This is a genomic window from Stenotrophomonas sp. ZAC14A_NAIMI4_1 (assembly GCF_003086915.1).
Classification (GTDB): domain Bacteria; phylum Pseudomonadota; class Gammaproteobacteria; order Xanthomonadales; family Xanthomonadaceae; genus Stenotrophomonas.
This window is the reverse complement of sequence record NZ_CP026002.1, coordinates 1687893-1704063: the sequence shown is the minus strand read 5'-3', so window position 1 is coordinate 1704063 and position 16171 is coordinate 1687893. Positions and strand designations below refer to the sequence as shown.

General features: G+C 68.2%; 13 protein-coding genes. 7 read left to right on the top strand and 6 right to left on the bottom strand.

Annotated elements, in window-relative coordinates:
• Positions 1-13: 13 nt before the first annotated feature.
• Positions 14-208 carry a hemin uptake protein HemP gene (locus C1926_RS07825; RefSeq protein WP_005412278.1) on the bottom strand — a complete coding sequence of 65 codons (195 nt, stop codon included), beginning with the start codon at positions 206-208 and terminating at the stop codon, positions 14-16.
• 167 nt (positions 209-375) lie between these two features.
• Positions 376-1347: an aldo/keto reductase gene (locus C1926_RS07820; RefSeq protein WP_079220663.1), complete on the bottom strand. Its 972-nt coding sequence runs from the start codon at positions 1345-1347 to the stop codon at positions 376-378.
• A gap of 191 nt (positions 1348-1538) precedes the next feature.
• On the opposite strand from C1926_RS07820, the gene C1926_RS07815 reads away from it, so the two are divergent.
• The 4 genes from C1926_RS07815 to C1926_RS07800 all read left to right on the top strand — a co-directional run bounded on the left by C1926_RS07815 (position 1539) and on the right by C1926_RS07800 (position 6057).
• Positions 1539-2837, top strand: coding sequence for a nucleoside transporter C-terminal domain-containing protein (locus tag C1926_RS07815; RefSeq protein WP_108758810.1), 1299 nt, complete (start codon positions 1539-1541; stop codon positions 2835-2837).
• Between the two features lie 25 nt (positions 2838-2862).
• Positions 2863-3828 (top strand): ribokinase, encoded by a 966-nt coding sequence (locus tag C1926_RS07810; RefSeq protein ID WP_108758809.1) that lies wholly within the window; start codon positions 2863-2865, stop codon positions 3826-3828.
• Between the two features lie 230 nt (positions 3829-4058).
• Entirely contained in the window at positions 4059-5054 is a 996-nt protein-coding gene (gene dusB / locus C1926_RS07805) for a tRNA dihydrouridine synthase DusB (protein WP_108760646.1), read from the top strand.
• 175 nt (positions 5055-5229) lie between these two features.
• On the top strand, positions 5230-6057 hold the full coding sequence (locus tag C1926_RS07800; RefSeq protein WP_079220660.1) for a class I SAM-dependent methyltransferase: 828 nt from the start codon (positions 5230-5232) through the stop codon (positions 6055-6057).
• Between the two features lie 25 nt (positions 6058-6082).
• Here C1926_RS07800 and C1926_RS07795 read toward each other — a convergent pair whose 3' ends face one another.
• From C1926_RS07795 to C1926_RS07785, 3 genes are all read right to left on the bottom strand, one after another.
• The gene (locus tag C1926_RS07795; RefSeq protein WP_108745979.1) at positions 6083-7138 is read right to left on the bottom strand and encodes a metal-dependent hydrolase; all 1056 of its coding nucleotides are present in this window, start codon (positions 7136-7138) and stop codon (positions 6083-6085) included.
• A 163-nt stretch (positions 7139-7301) separates the two neighbouring features.
• Positions 7302-8102, bottom strand: a complete 801-nt coding sequence (locus tag C1926_RS07790) for a UDP-2,3-diacylglucosamine diphosphatase (protein WP_108758808.1) — start codon at positions 8100-8102, stop codon at positions 7302-7304.
• Positions 8099-9808 (bottom strand): lysophospholipid acyltransferase family protein, encoded by a 1710-nt coding sequence (locus tag C1926_RS07785; protein WP_108758807.1) that lies wholly within the window; start codon positions 9806-9808, stop codon positions 8099-8101. The genes C1926_RS07790 and C1926_RS07785 overlap by 4 nt, the downstream gene beginning before the upstream one ends.
• Positions 9809-10134: 326 nt before the next feature.
• Between C1926_RS07785 and metK the strand changes: the two genes are divergently transcribed.
• The 3 genes from metK to C1926_RS07770 all read left to right on the top strand — a co-directional run bounded on the left by metK (position 10135) and on the right by C1926_RS07770 (position 13322).
• Positions 10135-11346, top strand: a complete 1212-nt coding sequence (metK, locus tag C1926_RS07780) for a methionine adenosyltransferase (RefSeq protein WP_079220656.1) — start codon at positions 10135-10137, stop codon at positions 11344-11346.
• Positions 11347-11561: 215 nt separating this feature from the next.
• Positions 11562-12758 carry a hypothetical protein gene (locus C1926_RS07775; protein ID WP_108758806.1) on the top strand — a complete coding sequence of 399 codons (1197 nt, stop codon included), beginning with the start codon at positions 11562-11564 and terminating at the stop codon, positions 12756-12758.
• A 60-nt stretch (positions 12759-12818) separates the two neighbouring features.
• Complete coding sequence (locus C1926_RS07770) at positions 12819-13322, top strand: acyl-CoA thioesterase (RefSeq protein ID WP_108758805.1); 504 nt, start codon at positions 12819-12821, stop codon at positions 13320-13322.
• A gap of 127 nt (positions 13323-13449) precedes the next feature.
• Here the strand turns inward: C1926_RS07770 and ppc are convergent, their stop codons facing one another.
• On the bottom strand, positions 13450-16161 hold the full coding sequence (gene ppc / locus C1926_RS07765; RefSeq protein WP_108758804.1) for a phosphoenolpyruvate carboxylase: 2712 nt from the start codon (positions 16159-16161) through the stop codon (positions 13450-13452).
• Positions 16162-16171: the final 10 nt, after the last annotated feature.

Below are 16171 nucleotides of genomic sequence, written 5' to 3'. Positions count from 1 at the left end.
CGACCAGGCCGCGTTACTTGGTCAGGATCAGCTTGTCGTTGCTGGTGTGGCGCAGCCGGTAGAAACGGTCGCCGTGCTGGATCAGGATTTCGCGGCGGCCCTTCAGCAGGGCTTCGCTGTCGATCACTTCTTCCGGCGGAACGACGCGCACCGGGCGGTCGCGCAGGGTCAGCGTTTCGGGGCGCAGCAGTACAGGTTGAGCATTCATGAGCATCTGGACTCGTGCGAGGGACGCGTTAGATGATAATGATTCTCAGTTGACAATCAACAACCATTCTCACTTCCATTAATGGGATTTATGATCGAATTCACGATTTCGATAGATCTCATCAATGGAAAGCGCGGATCGACGGACCGATCCGCGCGTCGTGGCGGTCAGGCGAAGACCGCTTCCACCCGCGCCCAGCCGGCATCGTCCACCTGCTGCAGCACATCCAGCGCCTGCAGGTTCTGCAGCAGCTGGCTGACCCGGCTGGCGCCAAGGATCACGCTGGAGACGTTGGGATTGCGCAGGCACCAGGCGATGGCGAGGCTGGCCGGGGCATGGCCCAGCTCGGCGGCGACCTCGCTGAAGCGGCGCACCTGGGCCAGGCGCACGGCCGCGTTCTGGCCCAGCACCAGATCCTGCAGCCAGCCCATGCCCTCGCGGCCAAGCCGTGCGTCGGCCGGAATGCCCTGGTCATACTTGCCGCTGAGCAGGCCCGAGGCCAGCGGCGAGAAGATGGTGGTGCCCAGCCCGGCGCTGGCGTACAGCGGGGCGTATTCCACTTCCACCCGCTCGCGGTGCAGCAGGTTGTACTGCGGCTGTTCCATCGACGGTGCCTGCCAGTTGTGGCGGGCGGCGATGTCCACCGCTTCCTCGATCTGCGTGGCCGACCACTCGGAGGTGCCCCAGTACAGCACCTTGCCCTGCCGGACCAGGGTGTCCATGGCATGCACGGTCTCGGCGATCGGCGCGTCCGGATCCGGGCGGTGGCAGTAATAAAGGTCCAGGTAGTCCACGCGCAGGCGCTTGAGCGCGGCATGGCAGGCGTCGGTCACATGCTTGCGCGACAGGCCGCGCTGGGTCGGGCGCGGATCCTGGGCGCTGCCGAAGAACACCTTGCTGGACACGCAGTAGCCGTCGCGCGGCAGGCGCAGGTCGGCGATCACATCGCCCATCACCTGCTCGGCGCGGCCGTTGGCATAGCCCTCGGCGTTGTCGAAGAAGTTGATGCCGTGATCCCAGGCGGCAGCGATCAGGTTGCGGGCCTCGTCACGCGGCACCTGGTCGCCGAAGGTCACCCAGGCGCCGAAGGACAGGGCGGACACCGGCAGGCCGGTGGAGCCGAGGCGACGATAGAGCATGCGATTCTCCTGTTGCAGGCCCGCATACGGGCCGGGATCGAACCCCATTCTACCCGGCCCCGGCGGCGGCAACCCCTTGCCGTTGCTGGCTTGTTCGCTGCCGATGGGCTCGCGCACGCTGCTTTTCCTTGCCCCAGCCCCGGCCCTGCACTAGGCTTCCCGTTTTTCGCGCGCCCCCGGGGGGAGCTCTCATGGTCGAAGGTTTGGGCAGGATCGGCTTCGGCCTTTTCGGGTTGGCGGTGCTGATCGGCATCACCTGGCTGTTTTCCAATAACAAGCGCGCGGTGGACTGGAAGCTGGTCATCACCGGCATCACCCTGCAGATCGCCTTCGCGGCGCTGGTGATCCTGGTGCCCGGCGGGCGCGACGTGTTCGATGCCCTGGGCAAGGGCTTCGTCAAGATCCTCAGCTTCGTCAACGAGGGCTCGGGCTTCATCTTCGGCTCGTTGATGGACACCAAGAACTACGGCTTCATCTTCGCCTTCCAGGTGCTGCCGACCATCATCTTCTTCTCGGCGCTGATGGGCGTGATGTACCACCTGAACGTCATGCAGGGCATCGTCCGCGTGATGGCGTGGTCGATCACCAAGGTGATGCGCGTGTCGGGTGCGGAAACCACCAGCGTCTGCGCCAGCGTCTTCATCGGCCAGACCGAGGCGCCGCTGACCGTGCGCCCGTACATCGCCAAGATGACCCAGTCCGAGCTGCTGACCATGATGATCGGCGGCATGGCCCACATCGCCGGCGGCGTGCTGGCGGCCTACGTGGGCATGCTGGGCGGCGGTGATCCGGTGCAGCAGGCCTTCTATGCCAAGCACCTGCTGGCCGCCAGCATCATGGCGGCCCCGGCCACCCTGGTCGTGGCCAAGCTGCTGATTCCGGAAACCGGCACCCCGCTGACCCGCGGCACCGTGAAGATGGAAGTGGAGAAGACCTCCAGCAACATCATCGACGCGGCTGCGGCCGGCGCCGGTGACGGCCTGAAGCTGGCGCTGAACATCGGTGCGATGCTGCTGGCCTTCATCGCCCTGATCGCCCTGCTGAACGCCCCGCTGACCTGGATCGGTGATGTCACCGGCCTGGCCGCCGCCATCGGCAAGCCGACCAACCTGTCGACCATCTTCGGCTACGTGCTGGCCCCGATCGCCTGGGTCATCGGCACCCCGTGGGCCGATGCCACCACTGTCGGTTCGCTGATCGGCCAGAAGGTCGTCATCAACGAATTCGTGGCCTACACCGAGCTGTCGCAGATCGTGAACGGCCAGGTCGCCGGCGTGTCGCTGTCCGACGAAGGCCGCCTGATCGCGACCTACGCCCTGTGCGGCTTCGCCAACTTCAGCTCGATCGCCATCCAGATCGGCGGCATCGGTGGCCTGGCCCCGGAACGTCGCCACGACCTGGCCAAGTTCGGCCTGCGCGCCGTGCTGGGCGGTACCATTGCCACCTTCATGACGGCCACCATCGCCGGCGTGCTGACGCACTTCAGTTGAACCCTTGTTTGAGAAGACATCCCCTATGAGCAGCAGTGTCGTTGTCGTCGGTTCCTTCAATGTCGATCACGTGTGGCGGTGCGAAGCGCTGCCGGCGCCGGGCGCGACCATTGCCGGCCGCTACAGCACCGGCCCGGGTGGCAAGGGCTTCAACCAGGCCGTGGCCGCCTGCCGTGCCGGCGCCGAGACGACGTTCGTGTGCGCGCTGGGCGATGACGCCGGTGGTGCGACGGCACGTGACCTGGCCGCGCAGGACGGCTTCGCGCTGATCGCCGAGGCCAGCAGCGAGCCGACCGGCACCGCCGGCATCTACGTCGATGCCCGTGGCCGCAACACCATCGTCATCGGCCCGGGCGCCAACGCCGCGCTGAGCACCGGGTTCCTGGAGCAGCAGCAGGCCCTGCTGGCCGGTGCCAAGGTGGTACTGGTGCAGCTGGAATCGCCGGTGCAGACGATTGAAGCGGCCCTGGCAGCAGCGCGCGAAGCCGGTGTCACCACCGTGCTGAACGCCGCCCCGGCCGACGCGCCGTCCAGCATCGGCCTGCTGAAGCTGGCCGATGTGCTGACCCCGAACGAGACCGAGTTCGCGTCCCTGCTCGGCCGCCATGTCGGTGAGCGCGTGGATGCCGACGACGTGGCCGCACTGGACGGCGCCAGCCTGCACGCGCTGTGCCGCAAGCTGGTCGGCAACGGCACCGTGGTGGTCACCCTGGGTGCGGTGGGCGTGTTCGTTTCGCACGCCGAAGAGAACCTGCGTGGCGACACCCAGCCGTACTACCGCGTGGGTGCCGAACAGGTACAGGCGATCGACACCACCGGTGCCGGTGATGCCTTCAACGGCGCCCTGGCGGCCTCGATCGCCCAGGTGCCGGACGCGCCGTTCGCCCGCCACGTGCGTTTCGCCAACCAGTTCGCCGGCCGTTCCACCGAGAAGGAAGGCGCCGCTGCGGCGATGCCGCGCTTCACCCCGGCCGACGCTGAAGCCAAGTAGATCCACGCCATGCGTGGATGAGAAGCCCGGGTGTGCAGACACCCGGGCTTTTTTGTGTCCGGCGACACGGCCCCATGACCCAGCCGCCCACCATGACCCGGCCGTGGGGGCGGCGGAACCGACCATCAAGCATCTGCTGATGCCGGTGCGGCATGACGAGGGTCCGGATTGGCCTGAACAGGGCCCCTGCCGGCACCTTCGCGCCGCGCCCGGCGGCCTACAATGGGCGCATGCAGATCGGCCCGTACACCATTGCCCCCAACGTCGTGCTGGCGCCCATGGCCGGCGTCACCGACAAGCCCTTCCGCCTGCTGTGCAAACGGCTGGGTGCGGGTCTGGCCGCCTCGGAAATGACCATCAGCGACCCGCGCTTCTGGAACACGCGCAAGTCGATCCACCGCATGGACCACGAGGGCGAGCCGGCGCCGATCAGCGTGCAGATCGCCGGTACCGAGCCGCAGCAGCTGGCCGAGGCCGCGCGCTACAACGTCGACCATGGCGCGCAGATCATCGACATCAACATGGGCTGCCCGGCCAAGAAGGTGTGCAACGCCTGGGCCGGTTCGGCGCTGATGCGCGACGAGCAGCTGGTGGCGCGCATCCTTGAAGCCGTGGTCAACGCGGTCGACGTACCGGTCACGCTGAAGATCCGCACCGGCTGGGACTGCGACCACCGCAACGGGCCGGTGATCGCGCGCATCGCCGAGGACAGCGGCATCGCCGCGCTGGCCGTGCATGGCCGGACCCGCGACCAGCATTACACCGGCCAGGCCGAGTACGCCACGATCGGCGAGATCAAGGCCGCGCTGCGCATCCCGGTCATCGCCAACGGCGATATCGATTCGCCGCAGAAGGCTGCCCACGTGCTGCAGCAGACCGGCGTGGACGCGGTGATGATCGGCCGTTCCGCGCAGGGCCGGCCGTGGATCTTCCGCGAGGTGGCGCACTACCTGGCCACCGGCCAGGAACTGCCGCCGCCGTCGCTGCAGGAAGTGCGCGACATCCTGCTGGGCCACCTGCACGCGCTGCATGCCTTCTATGGTGAACCGCAGGGCGTGCGCATCGCCCGCAAGCACCTGGGCTGGTACGCCAAGGACCGCCCGGAAAACGCTGCCTTCCGCGCGGTGGTCAACCGCGCCGAGGACCCGGCCAGCCAGATCGCGCTGACCAGCGAGTACTTCAACCGCCTGATCGCCGGGGAACCGGCGATGCCTTCGGCCGCCTGACCGACCGGCCACCTCGTAACCTGCCCGACTGCCTTGATCCGTAGAGTCGAGCTTGCTCGACTGCTTCACACCGTAGAGTCGAGCTTGCTCGACTGGCCTCCCCGAGCAGTCGAGCAAGCTCGACTCTACGCACCCTTCCCATCGATCCTGCTCGACGCCCCAAGAGTCCGCCACCATGACGCCGCCGATCTCTTCCCCGACCTACCTGCACGGCTTTTCCGGTACCGAACAGCAGCGCTTGATGACCCAAGCACGCCTGCTGGAATCGAGCATCTTCAGCCAGATCGACTACACCGGTGCACGCCACCTGCTGGAAGTCGGCAGCGGCGTCGGCGCGCAGACCGAGATCCTGCTGCGCCGCTTCCCCGAGCTGCACGTGACCGGCGTGGACCTGAGCGAGGCGCAGTTGGCCACGGCGCGCGAGAACCTGGCGCGCACCCCATGGTGCAGCGACCGCTACACCCTGCAGCAGGCCGATGCCGGCGAGCTGCCGTTCGAGGCCCGCAGCTTCGATTCGGCGTTCCTGTGCTGGGTGCTGGAACACGTGCCCTCCCCCGCCCGCGTGCTGAGCGAAGTGCGCCGCGTGCTGGCCCCGGGTTCGCCGGTCTACATCACCGAGGTGATGAACGCCTCGTTCCTGCTGGACCCGTACTCGCCGCACATCTGGCGCTACTGGATGGCCTTCAATGATTTCCAGCACGACCACGGTGGCGACCCGTTCGTCGGCGCCAAGCTGGGCAACCTGCTGTTGGCCGGCGGCTTCCGCGACGTGCATACCGAAATCAAGACCATCCACCTGGACAACCGCGAACCCGCACGCCGCAAGACCATGATCGCGTTCTGGGAGCAGCTGCTGCTGTCGGCCGCCGACCAGCTGCTGCAGGCCGGCGCCGTGGACGAGGAAACGGTGGACGGCATGCGCCGCGAGTTCCGCCTGGTGCAGAACGATCCGAACGCGGTGTTCTTCTATTCGTTCGTGCAGGGCCGCGCGACGGTGTATTGAGGCGCGGCCCGCGCGCGGCGCGGGTTCACGGATCGATGTGCAGGGTCGCCGTCGGCGGCGCCTGCCAGATCCGCTGCCACATCGCGGCCAACCGCTGCCCGGCGTCGGCGCGTGCGGCGGGGCTGCTGTAGTCCATGCGCTGCTGCTGCGGCACGATCGCCCGCCACTGCCCGTCCACCTGCTCGGCCACCGCGAAATTGAAGGTGTAGTCCGGTTCCAGGCCCATGCGCAGGTCGCTCAGCACCAGCTGGCCATCCACCACCTGCGCACGCATGAAGCCGCGGTTGAACCACTGCAGCCGCTGCACCGCCGGGATCGCGGAGGCTTCGCGCAGCGCCTGCACGTTGGACGGGTAGCCTTCAAACCGCATCGGCCCCTGGTCGGCCACCAGCGAACGGTCACCCACCACGTAACCACTGGGGGTCATCGCCACCACCCGCCACAGCAGCGTGTTGAACGGCATCGGCACCGAGAAGCGCGGTGCATCGCCCAGGCCCATGGCGGCCAGGCTCTGCTGCGCGGCGCGGTCGACCTGTGCCTTGGCCACCAGGCCCCAGCCCAGGTAGGCGGTGCTGACCAGCAGCGATACCCCGAGCACCTTGCCCGCCCACGGCCGCGCACGCGCGAACCAGGCCACCACGCAGCCCAGCAGCAGCCACACGGTGTAGGCCGGGTCGATGATGAAGACGCTGGAGCCCATCGTCGGATGCGGCCGCAGCGGCCACCACAGCTGGGTGCCGTAGACGGTGAACGCGTCCAGCAGCGGATGGGTGACCAGCGCCAGCTGGATGGCCCAGAACCAGCGGACCGGCGCCTGCGCCACGCGGCCGTTGCCGAAGCGCTTGAAGAGCCACCAGATCAGTGCCGCCACCCACGGCAGCACCAGCAGCGAATGGCTGAAGCTGCGGTGGTCGACCATGTTGGCCACCGGATCGGCCGCGGCGAAGCCCAGCCACAGGGCATCGAGGTCGGGCAGCGTGCCGAGCGCGGCACCGGCCAGCAGGGCCGCGCGGCGGTGGCCGGGCGGAGCGATGGCGGCAGCGACGGCACCACCGAGAACGATCTGGGTCAACGAGTCCATGGGCCGATGCTAGCCGCTTGCGCGTCCTGTATGTAGAGCCGAGCCGATGCTCGGCTGCGCTTCGTCTGGCGCCACGACAGCCGAGCATGGGCTCGGCTCTACAGAAAACGGTCGCGCTGCGCACGACAGCCGGGCATGGGCCCGGCTCTACAGAAAGCAGGCGCTACGCCGCCTGCGCCATGCGCGCGCCGGGCAGTTCCACCAGGGTCTGGCCGTGGTGGTCCAGCAGCCGCAGCGCGCCGTCGTGGTCTTCGGCCAGGGCGGTCAGGCTTTCCACCCAGTCGCCATCGTTGGCATAGACCAGGCCATCGCGCTCGACCAGCGCCGCGCGGTGGATGTGGCCGCAGATGATGCCGTCCAGCCCACGCCGGCGCACGTCCTCCAGGCCGGCCTGGACGAAGCGTTCGATGTAGCGCTCGGCGGCGCCGCTGCGCTTCTTCAGGAACTCGGACAGCGACCAGTAGCGCATGCCCAGCCGGCGCCGCACGGCGTTCAACGCCTGGTTTCCGGTGAGGATGCGGTAGTACAGCCAGTCGCCGAAGCGTTCCTGCAGGCCACCGAAGTGGGTCACGCCATCGTAGTCGTCGCCGTGCGCCACCAGCAGCCGGCGCCCGTCCGCCGTCACGTGGATGGCACGGCGGCGCACCTGCATCGCCGGCAGCATCAGCCCGCAGACATGGCGCAGCGAGGCATCGTGGTTGCCGGGAATGTAGATGATCTCGGTGCCGGCGCGACGCAGTGCATGCAGCGCCTGGATGACCTCGCTGTGCGAGGCGCGCCAGTTGGCGCGGCGGTGCGCCATCCACCACAGGTCGATGATGTCGCCCACCAGGTACAGGCGCTCGCAGCGCAGCTGGCCGAGGAAGGTGGCCAGCTCGGCCGCATGGCAATGGCGCGACCCGAGGTGCACATCGGAGACGAACACTGCGCGCCGGTGCGGCGACAGGTTCGCCAGCGCGCTCATGCCGGCATCCCCGCGTCGCGCAGGTAGCGTTTGCGCTTGTGCGGCCGGATCGCCTGCAGGTCCACTTCGATCAGGCCGTCGATCGAATCGCTGAAATCCGGATCGACGCCAAAGGCGAGGAAGCGCGCGCCGCCGGGTTCGCACAGGTCGGTGTACTGCCGGTACAGCGTCGGCACGCCGGTGCCGAGCGCGGCCAGGTTGGCCTTGAGCACGTCGAAGGCGGCGCCGGCATCGAGTTCACCGAAGCTGGGCGGTGCAGCGAAATACTGGAACGGCTGGTTGGATTCGACCAGGCCGCTGCGGCCGCCGTAATAGCGCTGGTAGTAGGCCACCAGCTGTTCGCGTGCTTCGCGCGGCAGCGCGGCACTGATCGACACCGCGCCGAACAGGTAGCGGATGCCCGGCTGGCACTGCAGGTAGGCGCCGATGCCCTGCCACAGGTAATCCAGGCTGCGGCTGCCCCAGTAATCGGGCACCACAAAGCTGCGGCCCAGTTCCAGGCCTTCGGCAATGCGGGTGATGGCATCGTCGGAATAGCGGAACAGCGAGGCGCTGTAGAGCCCGGCCAGGCCGCGGCGGGCCAGTGCCTGCGCACCGCGCATGATGCGGTAGGCACCGGCGATGCGCTGCGCGCTGCCGTCCCAGATCACGATGTGCTGGTACTGCAGGTCGTAGTCGTCCAGGTCGCGGCTGCGGCCAGTGCCCTCGCCCACCTGGCGGAAGGTCAGCTCGCGCAGCCGGCCGAGTTCGCGCAGCAGGGCCGAATCGGCCGTGCAGCTGGCCAGCAGGATCTGCTTGCCGTCGCCGGTCTGGCCCAGCACGGTGGCCCTGGCGATATCGGCGGCCACCTGCGCCGGCGGAACCGGGGCAGCCAGCGGCTCGGGGCCGGCCGGCACGCTGTCGGCGCAGCTGTCGGCGGGGCCCAGCGCGTACAGCGCCCGGCGCACGGCCAGCAGCTGCGCGCCGGGGTCGCCCTGGCCCAGCTGCATCGGCTGGCCGATGCGCAGGCGCAGCGGGCGCCCGCGGCGGGCGAACATCTCACGCGCCAGCAGGGCGGTGCCGGCCGGCTTGAACAGGGTCGAGGCGCCGTAGAACAGCGCCGAGTTGCGTGCCTCCACCCGCACCGGCAGCACCGGTGCAGCGGCCGCGCGGGCGAAACGCACGAAGCCGCGCTGCCAGCGCCCATCGCGGATGCCCTGCAGCGACAGCCGGGACACCTCGCCGGCCGGGAACACGATGACGCACTGCTCGGCGTCCAGCGCCTGTTCCACCGCGTGCAGGCTGCCACGCTGGACCTTGCCACCGAAGATGCGCACCGGCAGCAGCAGATCCTGCAGGGGGCCGATGGCGCCCAGCAGATCGTTGGCGACGATGCGGACGTCGCGCCGCACCCGGCCGACCGCGTCCAGCAGGGCCAGTGCGTCCAGCGCGCCGGAGGGATGGTTGGCCACGATCAGCAGGCGGCCGGTGGCCGGGATACGGGCCAGATCCCGCGCATCGACCTGGTAGTCGCTTTCGAGGAACTCCAGCCCGGCGGCGACGAAATCGAAGCCGCGCAGGTTGGCGCTGCGCTGCAGGAAGGCCTCCACCCGGTCCAGCCGCGACCAGCGGCCGACGCTGCGCAACAGGGGCCGCGCCAGCCGCCCACGGGGGCCGTGGAACCAATCGGGGAAACGTTGCTGCAAGCGCTGCTCGAGTTCCTGCATGGCGTGGTCACTGATGCCCGGCGGCCGGATTGGCCGAGAGCCTGCGCCCGCCACGCGGCAGGCAGATGGCGGTTTGGCGGCAGAACGATGACGGCCCCGGCCGGGCGCCCGGATGGCCCCGCCGGGGCCCGGCGCCCGCCCGGCAATGGTCACGCCAGTGGAACACTGCCTGCGCACCATGGCCCCCGAGGGCCCGCCAGGCCTTGTCGCGGTGGGCACAACACCTTAACCACCGGCAACCCATACGGGTTCACAATGCACAGGCGGCGCACCCCGTGTATGATGCGCGCCCATCTTTCCATCCGAATCAAGGGATATACCGCCTGATGTCCAGCTATCTCTTCACCTCCGAGTCGGTCTCCGAAGGCCATCCGGACAAGGTTGCCGACCAGATCTCCGATGCGGTGCTGGACGCGATCCTGACCCAGGACCAGCGCGCCCGCGTGGCCTGCGAGACCATGGTCAAGACCGGTGTTGCCATCGTGGCCGGTGAAATCACCACCAGCGCCTGGATCGACCTGGAAGCGCTGACCCGCAAGGTCATCACGGACATCGGCTACGACAGCTCCGACGTCGGCTTCGACGGCGCCACCTGCGGCGTGCTGAACCTGATCGGCAAGCAGTCGCCGCACATCGCCCAGGGCGTGGACCGCAAGAAGCCGGAAGAAATGGGCGCTGGCGACCAAGGCCTGATGTTCGGCTACGCCACCAACGAGACCGACAGCTTCATGCCGGCCGCGATCCACCTGTCGCACCGCCTGGTCGAACAGCAGGCCAAGATCCGCAAGAAGCGCAACTCGCCGCTGTCCTGGCTGCGCCCGGACGCCAAGAGCCAGGTCACCCTGCGCTATGAAAACGGCGTGGTTTCGGCCATCGACGCCGTGGTCCTGTCGACCCAGCACGCCCCGGGCATCAAGCAGAAGGACCTCATCGAGGCCGTCCGCGAAGAGATCATCAAGCCGGTGCTGCCGGCCAAGTGGCTGCACAAGGGCACCAAGTTCCACATCAACCCGACCGGCAAGTTCGAGATCGGTGGCCCGGTGGGCGACTGCGGCCTGACCGGCCGCAAGATCATCGTCGACACCTACGGCGGCTGGGCCCGTCACGGTGGTGGCGCCTTCTCCGGCAAGGACCCGTCCAAGGTCGACCGTTCGGCTGCCTACGCTGCCCGCTACGTCGCCAAGAACGTGGTTGCCGCCGGCCTGGCCGACCGTTGCGAAGTGCAGGTCTCCTACGCCATTGGCGTGGCTGAGCCGACCTCGATCTCGGTCACCACCTTCGGCACCGGCAAGATCAGCGACGACAAGATCGAGAAGCTGATCCGCAAGCACTTCGACCTGCGCCCGTACGGCATCATCAAGATGCTGGACCTGGTCCACCCGATGTACCAGCAGACCGCGGCCTACGGCCACTTCGGCCGCAAGCCGAAGGAGTTCAGCTACCTCAACGGCGAAGGCGAGACCGTCAACGCCACGGCCTTCTCCTGGGAGAAGACCGACCGCGCCGCCGCCCTGCGCGCCGATGCGAAGCTGAAGTAAAGCTTGCGGGTAGAGCCGACGGGTAGAGCCGACGGGTAGAGCCGACTGTTAGTCGGCTGACCTTCCAGAAGGGCCGCGCAAGCGGCCCTTCTGCTTTCTGGTAGAGCCGGCCGCTGGCCGGCTTTTTCATGGCCTGTGGAGTGCAGCCCGCCAGCCATCTTGCAAAGCAGCCCCTGCCACGCCAGCATGCAGCCCTCTATCAAGGAAGATGGCGCATGATTCCCCGACTGCTCGACCGCTGGTTCAAGGACAAGCCCACCCCCGAGGCATTTGCCGCGAAAGTCATCCAGACCGCGCGCCGGCTGGGCATCGACAAGCCGCTGGACTACCAGGCCGATCAGTTCCGCATCGTCTACGACGGCGGTTCGTTCTTCAACCTGCACAACGCCTACTCGGCTTACCTGGACGTGGAACGCGGCCGCCAGCGCGACGTGCTGGAACGCTTCACCAGCATCCTGGGCATGGCAGACGAGGAACCGCTGCCGTTCGCCGAGATCCGCGACCGGCTGCGCCCGGTGATCCGCAACCGCAACCTGCTCGACCAGATCATCCTGCAGGAGATGGAAGAAAACGGCCTCGACGCCCGGGTGTCCCTGCAGTACCGACCGCTCACCGGGGAATGCGTGGAACTGCTGGCCGTGGACTACGACCAGCACACCGCGACCCAGACCCGCGACCTGCCCGAGGACTGGGGCATCACCCTGGACCAGGCATTGGCGATCGCGCGCGACAACCTGCGTGCACTGGACGATGCGCCCTTCATCGAGATCGCCCCGGGGCTGTTCCGCTCCGCCTGGAGCGATGCCTATGACAGCAGCCGCGTGCTGCTGCCCGAACTGCTGCATCGCCTTCCCTTGGGAGGCCCGCCGGTGTTCATGATGCCGACCCGCGACGTGCTGCTGGTGGCCGGTGAACGTGATGAAGAAGCGCAGCAGGCGATGATTGCCCAGGCCAGCGAGGCCATGGACGATGGCCGGGTGATCAGCGGCGACATGCATCACTACGTGGAAGGCCAGTTGCAGCCCTTCACCCCGGCCAGCGAAGCACTGCAGCAGGCACTGCGCGCCCTGCGCCTGCAGCTGCACGCGGGGCTGTACGCCACCCAGAAGGAACAGCTGGACAAGGTGCATGAGCTGCACGCGCACGACGTGTTCGTGGCCAACTTCATCGTCGACGGCAGCAACCATATCTCCATCGGCTGCTGGTCCGAAGGCGTGGAAACCTCACTGCCGCAGACCGACTTCATCGCGCTGGTGGTGGAAGAGAGCGATACGCAGATGGTGGAGTGGCACGTGGCGATGCGCGAATTCGGCCACCTGCTGGAAGCCGACACCCGGCACATCCACCCGCCGCGCTACCTGACCCGCGGCTTCCCCGACGCGGACCTGCGTACGCGCGTGCAGCCCGCCTGACGCGCCCCGTGCCATGGGTGCGGCCGGGCACGCCCGGCCCGCGCCCGATACAATCGGCGCATGTCGACCGAACTGAAAACCCACCAGCTGTCCATGACCGTGCTGATGTCGCCGGACATGGCCAATTTCTCCGGCAAGGTCCACGGTGGCGCCATCCTGCGCCTGCTCGACCAGGTGGCCTACGCCTGCGCCAGCCGCTACGCGGGCAGCTACGTGGTTACCCTGTCGGTGGACCAGGTGATGTTCCGCCAGCCCATCGCGGTGGGCGAGCTGGTCACCTTCCTGGCCTCGGTGAACTACACCGGCACCTCGTCGATGGAGATCGGCATCAAGGTGGTGGCCGAGGACATCCTCAAGCGCAGCGTGCGCCACGCCAACAGCTGCTTCTTCACCATGGTGGCCGTGGACGAGGAAGGCCGGCCGACGGCGGTGCCGCCGCTGCAGCCGGCCAGTTCGGATGAGAAACGCCGCCAGGCCGCCGCGCAGATCCGCCGCCAGCTGCGGCAGGAAATGGAACAGCGGCACCTGGAACTGCTGGCCTCGAACCCGCCGTCGCCGGAGTAGAGTCGAGCTTGCTCGACTGCTTTCCGGGTCAGTCGAGCAAGCTCGACTCTACCGCTCGCCGGGCATGGCCCGGCGCTACCGTGAATTGCCGGTTGGGTAGCGCCGGGCCATGCGCGGCGGATGCATCTCAACCGGTGTTCTGCACGCCCTGCGAAACGCCGTTCACGCATGCCACCAGCGCGCGTAGCAGATCGTCATCCTCGCGCCCGCTGGCCCGCCAGCGCTGCAGCAGGTCCACCTGCAGCACGCTGATCGGATCCACGTAGGGATTGCGCAGGCGGATCGACAGCGCCAGCCGCGCGTCGTGGTCCAGCAGCGTCTGCTGGCCCATCAGCGCCAGCAGCCACTGCCGGGTCAGCTCAAGCTCACGCTGCACCTGCGGGAAGAAACGCCCGTGCAGGTCGCCGGACAACTGCGAGAACTGTTCGGCAATGGTGATATCGCCCTTCGACAGCACCATCGCGATGTCGTCGAGGAAGGTGCGGAAGAACGGCCAGTCACGCGCCATCCCGCGCAGCGTCTGTTCGTGGCCGGCATCGACCGCGGCCTGCAGGCCACTGCCCACGCCATACCAGCCGGGAATGACCGCACGCGCCTGGCTCCAGGCGAACACCCAGGGGATCGCGCGCAGGTTGCCCAGCGCCGCGTCCTGGCCCAGCCGGCGCGATGGCCGCGAGCCCAGCGTCATCCGCTCGATCACATCGATCGGCGTGGCCGTGCGGAAGTAGTCCATGAAGCCGGGCTGCCCAACGAAGGCGCGATACACCTCGCTGCTGGCCGCAGACACCACATCCATCACCGGCCGCCAGTCGTCCTCGCGCGGCTCGGGGGCACGTGGCCGCAGGCTGGCGCGCAGCACCGCACCGGTGGCCTGTTCCAGCGAGCGCAGCGCCAGCGCGCGGATACCGTACTTGCGATGGATCACCTCGCCCTGCTCGGTCACCCGCAGGCGTCCATCGATGCTGCCGCGCGGCGATGCATCCACGGCGTGGGTGGTCTTGCCGCCACCACGGCTGATCGAACCACCACGGCCATGGAAGAACGTCAGGCGGATGCCAGCCTCGGCGGCCACCTCCAGCAGTTCCACCTGCGCACGCTGCAGGCCCCAGCGCGATGCCGCGATGCCGCCGTCCTTGCTGCTGTCCGAGTAGCCGAGCATCACCATCTGCACGTCGTCGCGTGCACGCAGGTGCGCGCGGTACACCGGATCGTCCAGCAGGTCGCGCAGCGTGGCGGTGCCGCGCTTGAGGTCATCCACGGTTTCAAACAGCGGTGCGATGTCGAGCGGCACCGCGCCATCGGCATCGACCAGGCCACCCCGCCGCGCCAGCGCCAGCACCGCCAGCACGTCGCCGCGGTCATGCGCCATGGAAATGATGTAGCTGCCCAATGCATCGCCGCCATGCCGCGCGCGTGCATCGGCCAGCGCCGCGAATACCGCGTCCAGGCGCTGGTTGCCTTCGTCATCACTGCCGGGCAGAGCAGTTTCGCCACTGGCATGCGGGCCCAGCAGGCGCGCACGGCCCAGCGCATCCAGCGCCTGCCACGCGTCATCGCCGCCCAGCACCGCGGCCAGTGCACGTGCATGCACGCTGGATTCCTGGCGCACGTCCAGCCGCGCGAGGTGGAAGCCGAAGGTCTTCACCCGCCACAGCAAGCGCTGCACCGCGAAGCCACCGGCATGTTCGCCACGGTTGGCGCGCAGGCTGTCGAGGATCAGCTGCAGGTCGTCGATCAGTTCATCCGGGCCGGCATAGGAACCTTCGCCATCGTCCAGCGTGGCCTGCAGGCGCGCGCGCATGCGGTCGTTGAGCAGGCGGTACGGCATGTCGGCGTGGCGCGGGCGCGACTGCACCTGTGGCAACAGCTGCTGGTAGTGCGCCACGCGCGCCTGCAGTGCGTCGCTCACGCCCACCCGTTCGGTGGACTGGCTGAGCAGGCTGGCCAGCTGCAGCAGTTCCTTCTGGTAGCGCCCCAGCACGGCCTGCCGCTGTGCATCCAGCGTGTTGCGGATGGTGCTGGCATCCACGTTCGGGTTGCCGTCCATGTCCCCGCCCACCCAGGTACCGAAGCGCAACAGGCGCGGCAGCGGCAACTCCTCTCCATAGGTATCGCGCAGCGCCTGCTGCAGCGATTCGTACAGCACCGGAATCACCCGGTACAGCACCTGCACCAGGTAGAAGCCAACATGCTCGCGTTCGTCGTCGACCGTGGGCCGCACCGGCGAGGAATCGGTGGTCTGCCACGATGCCGTGAGTGCCATGCGGAAACGCGCGGCATCGGCAGCGGCCTCGCCCGGCGTGCGCTGGCCATCCAGGTTGTCCACCAGGCTGGCCACCATCAACTGCTCTTTTTCCAGCAGCGCGCGGCGCACCGCTTCGGTGGGGTGCGCGGTGAACACCGGTTCGATGTCGATGCGCGGCAGCCACTGCGCCAGCTCGTCCAGGCCCACGCCCTGCGCCTTCAGGTGCTGCAGCGCATCCTGCAGGCCATCGGGCTGCGCAGCGGCAGTGCCCGCACGCTGGTAGTCGCGGCGGCGGCGGATGCGATGCACGCGCTCGGCGATGTTGACTACCTGGAAGTACGTGCTGAATGCACGCACCATGGTTTCGGCCTGCTGCGGCGTGCGCCCGGCCAGGCCATCGGCCAGCTCGGACAGCGGTGCCTGGTTCTCGCGCCGCGCGATGGCGCGGGTGCGCACGTCCTCGACATCATCGAGGAACGCGGCGGAAACCTGTTCGACCAGCAGGTCGCCGACCAGTGCACCAAGGCGGCGCACATCATCGCGAAGCGGAAGATCGGGGGAAGCGAATTCGATGCTGCTGCGGTACTCGTTCATCGGCGACGCA